Origin of the sequence: Mesorhizobium sp. M0676 (assembly GCF_040320535.1) — a bacterium.
Taxonomy (GTDB): domain Bacteria; phylum Pseudomonadota; class Alphaproteobacteria; order Rhizobiales; family Rhizobiaceae; genus Mesorhizobium.
In genome coordinates this window covers 26364-34654 of sequence record NZ_JAMYPU010000043.1, presented here as the reverse complement: position 1 = coordinate 34654, position 8291 = coordinate 26364, and the positions used below count along the sequence as shown (strand labels likewise).

Here is an 8291-nt window from a genome sequence, read left to right as displayed (position 1 = left end):
GCGCGAGCACAAGAAGCTCGCTCTACGCCAAGCCGCATGACCAGTTTCATGATCGCCCATTTTGCAGAACTTGACGCACACAACCGGGGTCGGTCCGTCCTGACGCAACCTCCTATCGACCGTAGGAGGTCTAGCTTCAAGCGAGACGACCCCCTCTGGCCTGCCGGCCATCTCCCCCTCGAGGGGGGAGATCGGCAGCTCACCCTACTTTCTTCCCCCGCTTGCCCTTGGCACGCGCCTCGACCACTCTTTCCACCTCGCGCTTCAGTTCGTCCTTGACCTCCTGCGTCTCGGCCATCAGCGTGTCGATCTTCATGAAATCGAGCACGCGGTATTTCGACACTGGCGGGCGGATCAATATGTCTGGTGGGCGCTGGTTCAGCTTGTGGGCGATGATCGACTGCATCATCAATTGCGTCGCGCCGTACATCAGGTCGACCGTGGTCGGGTGCTTGCGCTCGGCCTCGCTCGGCGCGCCGACGACGTCGATGGCGATGATGATGTCGGCGTCGTTTTCGATGAGGTCGAACGGCACCGGATTGTAGATGCCGCCGTCGATCAGCACGCGGTCGTCGCGCGTCACCGGGCGGAACACGGCGGGAATGGCAGCCGAGGCGGCGAGCGCCGAATGCAGGTCGCCCTCGTCGAAGACGGCCAGCTTGTGACCGAAATAGTCCGTCGCCGTCACCTTGAGCGGGATCATCAGCTCGGCGAAGGTTTCCGGGATGGCTTCCGGCAGGAACGCCTTCAAGATGCGCTCTATGTTGAACTGGCTGACTCGGATGCCGCCCTGCATCGCCTCGGCGATGGTGCCGGGACGCGAGCGCCACATGCGCGCCGCCACCTCGGCGCGGCGGCCGAGGATCGAGCGGGCGTAGTCCTCGATGTCCTTGCCGCTCATGCCCGAGGCCATGCCGGCGCCCATGATGGCGCCGATCGAGGAGCCGGCGATGGCCACGGGCTTGATGCCGAGCTCGTCCAGCGCCTCGACGATGTGGATATGGGCGAGGCCGCGCGCGCCGCCGCCGCCAAAGGCGATACCGAAAGTCGGACCTGTCATTTGGCCTCCAGCTTCGGCCCGATGCTCATGATCGCGGGCGCCTGCGTCAGCAGCTTCTTCGCCGCTGCCTTGACCTGATCGAGCGTCACGCCGTTGATGAGCGCCGCGCGGCGCTGCACGTAGTCGATGCCGAGATTGTCGAGCTGCAATTCCACCAGGGTCGCGGCAATGGCGCTGGAAGAATCCAGATTGCTGATAGCATAGGAGCCGACCATGTATTTCTTGGTCGCGTCCAGCTCGGCCTCGGTCGGCCCCTCCTGCGCCATCTTCTTGACCACCTCCTTGACGATGGCGAGCGTCTCGGCGGCGCGGTCGGAACGCGTCGCCGTGGTGATGATCAGCGCATTGGAATGCTGGTGGTCGACCAGGTTGGAATCGACGGAATAGGCCAGGCCGCGCTTTTCCCGCACCTCGTCATAGAGGCGCGAGGTGAAGGTGCCGCCGCCGAGAATCTGGTTCATCAGCACCGCGGGGAAGAAATCCGGCGCATCGCGCTTCACACCGGGATAGGCAAACTGCAGCGAGGTCTGCGGCAGGTCGTAGTCGACCTCGAGCTGCTGGCCGAGCTTCAGCTCGGTATCGGCAACCGGTTGCAGCACCTGCTTTTCCGGCAGATCGCCGAAGACCTCGTCGAGCTTCCGCTTCAGCGTCGCGGCGTCGATGTCGCCGACCACCGCGACATGCAGGCCGCTGAGGGCGAAATTGGCCTTGTGGAAGGCCGCCAGATCCGCCGCCGTGATAGTGGCAATGCTGTCCTTGGTGCCCTGGTCGGGCCTGGAATACGGATGGTCGCCATAGATGGCGCGCAGCCATTTGGTTTGCGCGACGGTGTTGGGGTCACGCTCATTGGCGATGATGCCGGACAGGATCTGGGCGCGGATGCGGTCGATCGGCGCCTGGTCGAAGCGCGGGCTGGTGACCGCCAGCCTGAGCAGGTCGAAGGCCGCATCCTTCTGCTCGGCCAGCATCCGCATCGCGCCATAGGTGCCGTCGCGCGCCGCTTCGAAGCCCATCTCTGCGCCGGCATCGTCAAGCTTGATCTGGAAGGCCTCGCTGTCGAGGTCGCCGGCGCCCTCGTCGAACAGGCCGGTCATCAGATTGACCAACCCTTCCCGCCCCGCCGGATCCTGCGTCGAGCCGCCATCGAAGACGAAGCGGATGGCGACGATCGGAATGGAGTGGTCCTCGACCAGCCAGGCATTGACGCCCTTTGACGAGGTCACCGGTTGGATGTCCATCGCGTGCGCGGCAAGCGCCGGCAGGATGAGGAAGAAGATGCCGAGGAACAGTGTGGCGAGGGCGTGGAGAACCGCGATGCGCCTATGAGCAATCGCATAAGGCCATTGATCGCCAAGGTCAGCTCCGCCCCTCATCGCGCTGCCGGGCACTTCTCCCCGTATAGTGACGGGGAGAAGGGGTCTCGCCGCGACGCTGGCGCTCTTCTTACGACGCTGATGGTTGGCGAAATCGGCGATGACAGCGCCCCTCTCCCCGTCACTATACGGGGAGAGGATGCCGGCAGGCAGGTGAGGGGCAGCGCTAACGCTCAATCTCGTCATCATCAATTCCCCGCCTGTTGCTGCGGCAAGAGATAGCCGGTCGTCGTACGATCGAGCAGCAGATAGCGTGCGGCGACCGCCTTGATCTCATCGGCGGTGACCTTGCGAATGCGGTCCGGCCATTCCTCGATATCCCTGACGTTGCCGCCGGTGGCGAGCTCGGCGCCGTAGAGATTGGCCATCTCGTCCTGCTTGTCGCGGGCGAAGATCATGGCCCTGATATAGCGGGCCTTGGCCTTCTCCAGCTCATCGGCGGTGACGCCGTCCTTGACGATGCGGGCGATCTCGGCGTCGACGGCCGCCTCGACGTCGCTCAGCTTGGCGTCGCCGCGCGGCGCGCCATAGACGGTGAAATTGGTGGCGTCGAGCATCGTACCCTGGAAGAAGGCGCCGGTCGCCGATGCGATGCCTTGCTTGACCACGAGCTGCTGGTAGAGCCGGCTGCGGCTGCCGCCGCCAAGGATCTCTCCCAGCAGGTCGAGCGCCTCGGCCTCGCCGGGTTTTGCCGTGTGGTAGGACGGAACCACCCATTGCGTCGAAAAGCTCGGCACCGAAACGCGCCCATCGGTGAGCGTCACCGTCCGCTTGGTGTTCTGCTCCGGCTCGACCGGGCGGATGCGCGGGGGCAGATCCGGGCCGCGCGCGACCTTGCCATAGGTTTTTTCGGCCAGCGCCTTCACGACCTCCGGCTCGACATCGCCGGCCACGATCAGCACCGCATTGTTGGGGCGGTAGTATTTGTCATAGAAGGCAACCGCATCGGTGCGGTTCAACTGCTCCATCTCCTGCATCCAGCCGATCACCGGAATGCGGTAGGGCTGGTTCTGCCAGAGCGTCGCGTCGACCTCTTCGTCGAGCACCGCCTGCGGATTGCTGTCGATGCGCGCGCGGCGCTCTTCCAGGATCACGTCGCGCTCGGTCTTGATGACCTCGTCGGTCAAGATGAGGTTGCGCATGCGATCGGCCTCGAAGCTCATCATCTCACCAAGTGCCGAGGGCGCCACCGTCTCGTGGAAGGCAGTGTAGTCATAGGAGGTGAAGGCGTTGTTGGAGCCGCCGATGGCCGATATGGCGCGGTCGAACTCGCCCGCGGCGTGGTTGGTCGTGGCCTTGAACATCAGGTGTTCGAAGAAGTGCGCTATGCCGGACTTGCCTGGCGGCTCGTCGGCGCTGCCGATCTTGTACCACACCATATGGGTTACGATGGGGGCGCGATGATCGGGAATGACCACCACCTCCATGCCATTGTCGAGCAGGAAGTTGGCCACCTTGCCATCATCCGCGGCCAGGGCCGGGCCGGCCATGGTCAGCGCGGTGGCGAGCAAGGCTCTCCGCAGCCATTCAGTATGAAATGTCATTGATGGCTCCGGTTGTTATCGCGCGACGATAGGCAAGGTTAGCCGCGGAGGCAAAGTGAATTGTGCGTCATTTTGAAGGCGCCGGTCGCTCCGCCCTTACGCAAGCTCGATGAACCGGACCACCGTCTCGCCGTAGTTTCGTTCATCAACCACCGAGAATTCCGGCCCAATCTCGAAGGGCGCCGAGGCGGCTTCCTCGACCACGCAGAGCGCGCCGGGCAGCAACCAGCCGCCATCCCTGGCCGAGCGCAGGGCGCGCTCGCCAAGGCCCTTGCCATAGGGCGGATCGGCGAAGACCAGGCCGAATGCCGCAAGCGTACCGGCCTCACCCAGGGCGGTCGCGTCGCGGCGGAAGATCTTGGTGCGGCCGGTAAGGCCAAAAGCCTCGACATTGGTGCGGATCAGGCCGCGCCCTTCGGCCGATTCTTCGATAAAGACGCCATAGGAAGCGCCGCGCGACAGCGCTTCGAGGCCGAGAGCGCCGGTGCCGGCGAAAAGGTCGAGCACACGCGCGCCGTCGAGCTTGTCGGCAAAGCGGTGCGCCAACACGTTGAAGACGGCCTCGCGGGCGCGGTCGGTCGTCGGGCGGATGGCATGGTCGCGCGGCGTCGCCAGCGGACGCCCGCGAAATTGGCCGCCGACGATTCTCATTTATGCCCGGGTCTCATTTAAGGCCGGATCTCATTTAAGTCCCGGCATCATCTGGTCCTCGGGCCCTTGGGACCGTTGCGTGGCCGCTCGCCGCCCCGACCGCCATCCGGACGCTCGCCACCCGGCTTGCCGAACGGCTTGGCTCCGCCCGGCTTGCCATAGGCCGGCTTGCCATAGGACGGCTTGAATGACGCCTTGCGCGCCTTGGCCTCGGCCGCCTTGGCGGCATCGGCTTCCGCCCTGCCCTTGCCGATCGGACGCGCGCCCGGCGCCATCCAGACATTAGCCTTGCGCTGGCCCGGCGGATCGATCGGCCGCTGCTCGCGCTCGGGCTTCTTGCCGCCGCGCGGTTTGTCACCAAAGGCGCCGCGCGGCTTGTCGCCGAAGCCTCCACGGGGCTTGTCGCCAAAATCGCCGCGCGGCTTTTCGCGAAACTCGCTGCGCGGCTTGTCCGAAAACTCGCTGCGCTCGGGCCTCGGGCCGCGTTCGCCAAAGCTCTTTTCCGGCCTCGCGCCCCTTTCGGGACTGGTCGACAGCTTGCCGAGCGCTTCGTCGCGGCTGCCTTCGCGGCGCTTGCGGTTCTTGATCAGACCGCCCTCGCCGATCGGCCGATGGTCACCCTCGCGGGTGACTTTCGGCCGTTCCGGCTCCGCGTCACGCTCTCGCCGCACCGGCTGGTTGGAAAACGGCTTGATGATCTCGGCGTCGAAATTGGCGCCGGATTCCTCGACCAGTCGCTCGCCGAGCTGGTCGCGCAACACGCGGCCCTTGATCTCCAGCACATGGCCTTCGGCGAGATCGTCGAGCTGGAACGGTCCGTAGGAGATACGGATCAGCCGCGTCACGTCGAGGCCGAGCGATCCAAGGATGTTCTTCACTTCGCGGTTCTTGCCTTCGCGCAGGCCGATCGTCAGCCACGCGTTGGTGCCTTGTTCACGATCGAGCGTCGCTTCGATGGCGCCGTAGAAGACGCCGTCGACGGCAATGCCTTCACGCAGGCCTGCGAGCATGCTTTCCTCGACCTTGCCATGAACGCGCACGCGGTAACGGCGCAGCCAGCCAGTGGCAGGCAGTTCGAGCACGCGCGACAGACCGCCATCGTTGGTGAGCAGCAGCAGGCCTTCGGTGTTGATGTCGAGGCGGCCGATGGTCATCAGCCGTGGCAATTCGGCCGGCAGCACGTCGAACACGGTCTTGCGGCCCTCGGGGTCGCGGTTGGTGGTAACGACGCCGGCAGGCTTGTGAAACAGGAAGAGGCGGGTGCGCTCGATCGGCGGGATCTCCATGCCGTCGAGATGGATGATGTCGCCCGGCATGACGTTGAAGGCCGGCGAGGTCAAAGCCCGGTTGTTGACCTTGACACGGCCCGCCGCGATCAGGTCTTCGGCGTCGCGGCGCGACGCCAGGCCGGCGCGGGCCAGCCGCTTGGCGATACGCTCGCCGGCTTCTTCCGCATCTGCCGGACGCCGGCGCGGCTTGAAGGCGCCGCCAGATGCTTGCGGCCGGTCACCACCGAAATCGCGCTTGGGGCGATCGCTGAAGTCACGCTTGGGACGATCTCCGGCGTCGCGCTGCGGGCGATCGCCAAAATCGCGCTTTGGCCGGTCAAAACGCTTTTCGCCCTCGGCGGAAGCAGGCCGATCGCCACGCGGTGCGTAGGGCTTGCGCGGCCCTTCACGCTTTTCGAAAGGCTTGCCTTCGGGACGCGGCCCCTTGCTGAACGGCCGATCGCCGCCCTTGAAATCGCGCTTTGGCCGCTCGCCATCGGCCGCAACCGGCCGATCGCCGCGCGGTACATAAGGCTTGCGCGGCCCCTCGCGTTTTTCATACGGCTTGCGTTCACCCTCGGCCGCCATAGGGCGATCGCCACGCGGCGCATAGGGTTTGCGCGGCCCTTCGCGCTTTTCATACGGCTTGCGCTCGCCTTCGGCTGCCATCGGCCGGTCACCGCGTGGTGCATATGGCTTGCGCGGTCCCTCGCGCTTTTCGAAAGGCTTGCCTTCGGGACGCGGACCCTTGCTGAATGGCCGGTCGCCACTTTTGAAATCGCGCTTGGGCCGCTCGCCCTCAGCCACTGCCGGCCGGGCGCCGCGCGGTGAATAGGGTTTCTTGGCCCCGAAGGAGGGTTTGCCGCTTTTGCCGGCCGCGCCATCGCGGCGCGGCCCCGCGGCTCCAGGGCCGCTTTTGCCCGGGCCTTTGTGGCGCGGAGATTTCTTGTCGTTGTCGTCCATGTGGCCTTTGCCTTTTTGCGCTGCTACAGCGTGGCGCATCCTTTCGGACGCGCAACGGACGCTATAGCACTTTGATTTGGCGCATGATCATTTCCGAAAATCTGTTCCGATATTCGGGTTGACGCGCTCCATAACAGGATCACCGCCAAGTGGCGAGGAGATAATCGGAATGGAAACCGCTTGAAGCGGCCGGATTTCATGGCGCTGGCGCTGAAAGAGGCGCAAGCCGCCGCCTTGCGCGGAGAAGTTCCGGTTGGCGCCGTCATCGCCAACGGCGACACGGTGGTGGCATCCGCCGGTAACCGCACCCGCGAACTTGCCGATCCGACGGCGCATGCCGAAATGCTGGCCATCCGCGCGGCCTGCCAAACGCTCTCCAGCGAGCGGCTGACCGGCCACGACCTCTATGTGACGCTGGAACCCTGCGCCATGTGCGCCGGCGCCATTTCCTTCGCCAGGCTGCGCCGGCTCTATTTCGGCGCGGCCGACGAGAAGGGCGGCGCGGTGGTCAACGGCGTGCGCTTCTTCGCCTCGCCGACCTGCCACCATACGCCCGACATCTATCCGGGCATGGCCGAGGCCGACGCGGCGCTGCTGCTCAGGGAATTCTTTCGGGAAAGACGCGAAACGTAGAGCCTTCAGCTACCGAAGGCGACGGTTCCTACCAGGAGGGCAGCCAGTCGAAGAGCCCGCCGCTCTTGCCCTTGGCGGCCGCTTCCTTCTTGAGGCGGCGTTCCTTCTTGTATTCATCCTCGCCGAGTTCGCCCTGCGGCGCCGTGTCGGAGGCAGCTCGGTAGGCCAGAGGCGGCTCGCTCAGATATCTGCGAGTGTTGGGATCGCCCTGCTTTTGCTCTGCGGTGCGGCGCTGGATCTCCGCGGCGCGGCCCTTGTCTGAATCCTTCGGCGACCAGGCCGGCGGGTGGCTGGAGCCCGAATCCGCCAGCGCCTTCTTCACGGAAGCCGGATCGGTCTGCACGTCATCGACGATCCCCGATTGATAGGACGGGTCGTCCTGGTGGGCAGTGGCGTCGGCACGCAGACGGGCGCGGCGCTGCTCGGGCGATTCGGGCCAATCGGTGCTCGCCGTCTCGATGCTTTCCTGAGGCGGCGGCAGCACTTCCTTCTGCCCCGGCGCCGGCTTTACCAGCTCCGGACGCGGCCTGTAGTCGATCTGTTCCTTGTGCTTGGGCGTGATCGCGAAGGCGCCGGAAAGGTCTCCGGCAAGCTGCTCGCCAGCCGTCTTGTCGGTGCCGTAGGTAGGCGAACCCATGCAACCGGACAGAGCGAGGCCGGACGCGACAAGCGGCGCCAGCAGCGCAACGCGCGCATAAGTTCTCTTGGTCATGCCAAAAAGTCCCACTCTAGACAGCCTCTCGATCGTCACCGGCCGAAGGCCCGGTCCCCATCGTCCACGCTCTTGCGACGGAATTCC

The 8291-nt window shown here is 65.4% G+C and carries 7 protein-coding genes; 1 reads left to right on the top strand and 6 read right to left on the bottom strand.

Features of this window, described 5'->3' with window-relative positions; genetic code table 11:
• Positions 1-199: 199 nt before the first annotated feature.
• From NKI35_RS29005 to NKI35_RS28985, 5 genes are all read right to left on the bottom strand, one after another.
• A complete protein-coding gene (locus NKI35_RS29005; protein ID WP_352638799.1) occupies positions 200-1060 on the bottom strand; it encodes a patatin-like phospholipase family protein in 861 nt (286 codons plus the stop codon).
• Positions 1057-2433 (bottom strand): M16 family metallopeptidase, encoded by a 1377-nt coding sequence (locus NKI35_RS29000; RefSeq protein ID WP_352652139.1) that lies wholly within the window; start codon positions 2431-2433, stop codon positions 1057-1059. Before NKI35_RS29000 ends, NKI35_RS29005 begins: the two co-directional genes overlap by 4 nt.
• A gap of 188 nt (positions 2434-2621) precedes the next feature.
• Positions 2622-3977 carry a M16 family metallopeptidase gene (locus NKI35_RS28995; protein ID WP_031209167.1) on the bottom strand — a complete coding sequence of 452 codons (1356 nt, stop codon included), beginning with the start codon at positions 3975-3977 and terminating at the stop codon, positions 2622-2624.
• A gap of 96 nt (positions 3978-4073) precedes the next feature.
• Entirely contained in the window at positions 4074-4628 is a 555-nt protein-coding gene (gene rsmD, locus NKI35_RS28990) for a 16S rRNA (guanine(966)-N(2))-methyltransferase RsmD (RefSeq protein ID WP_023671544.1), read from the bottom strand.
• Between the two features lie 47 nt (positions 4629-4675).
• Positions 4676-6859 carry a pseudouridine synthase gene (locus tag NKI35_RS28985; protein WP_352742227.1) on the bottom strand — a complete coding sequence of 728 codons (2184 nt, stop codon included), beginning with the start codon at positions 6857-6859 and terminating at the stop codon, positions 4676-4678.
• A 180-nt stretch (positions 6860-7039) separates the two neighbouring features.
• On the opposite strand from NKI35_RS28985, the gene NKI35_RS28980 reads away from it, so the two are divergent.
• Complete coding sequence (locus NKI35_RS28980; RefSeq protein ID WP_352742225.1) at positions 7040-7492, top strand: nucleoside deaminase; 453 nt, start codon at positions 7040-7042, stop codon at positions 7490-7492.
• Positions 7493-7520: 28 nt separating this feature from the next.
• Here the strand turns inward: NKI35_RS28980 and NKI35_RS28975 are convergent, their stop codons facing one another.
• A complete protein-coding gene (locus tag NKI35_RS28975; RefSeq protein WP_023671541.1) occupies positions 7521-8204 on the bottom strand; it encodes a hypothetical protein in 684 nt (227 codons plus the stop codon).
• Between the last annotated feature and the right edge of the window lie 87 nt (positions 8205-8291).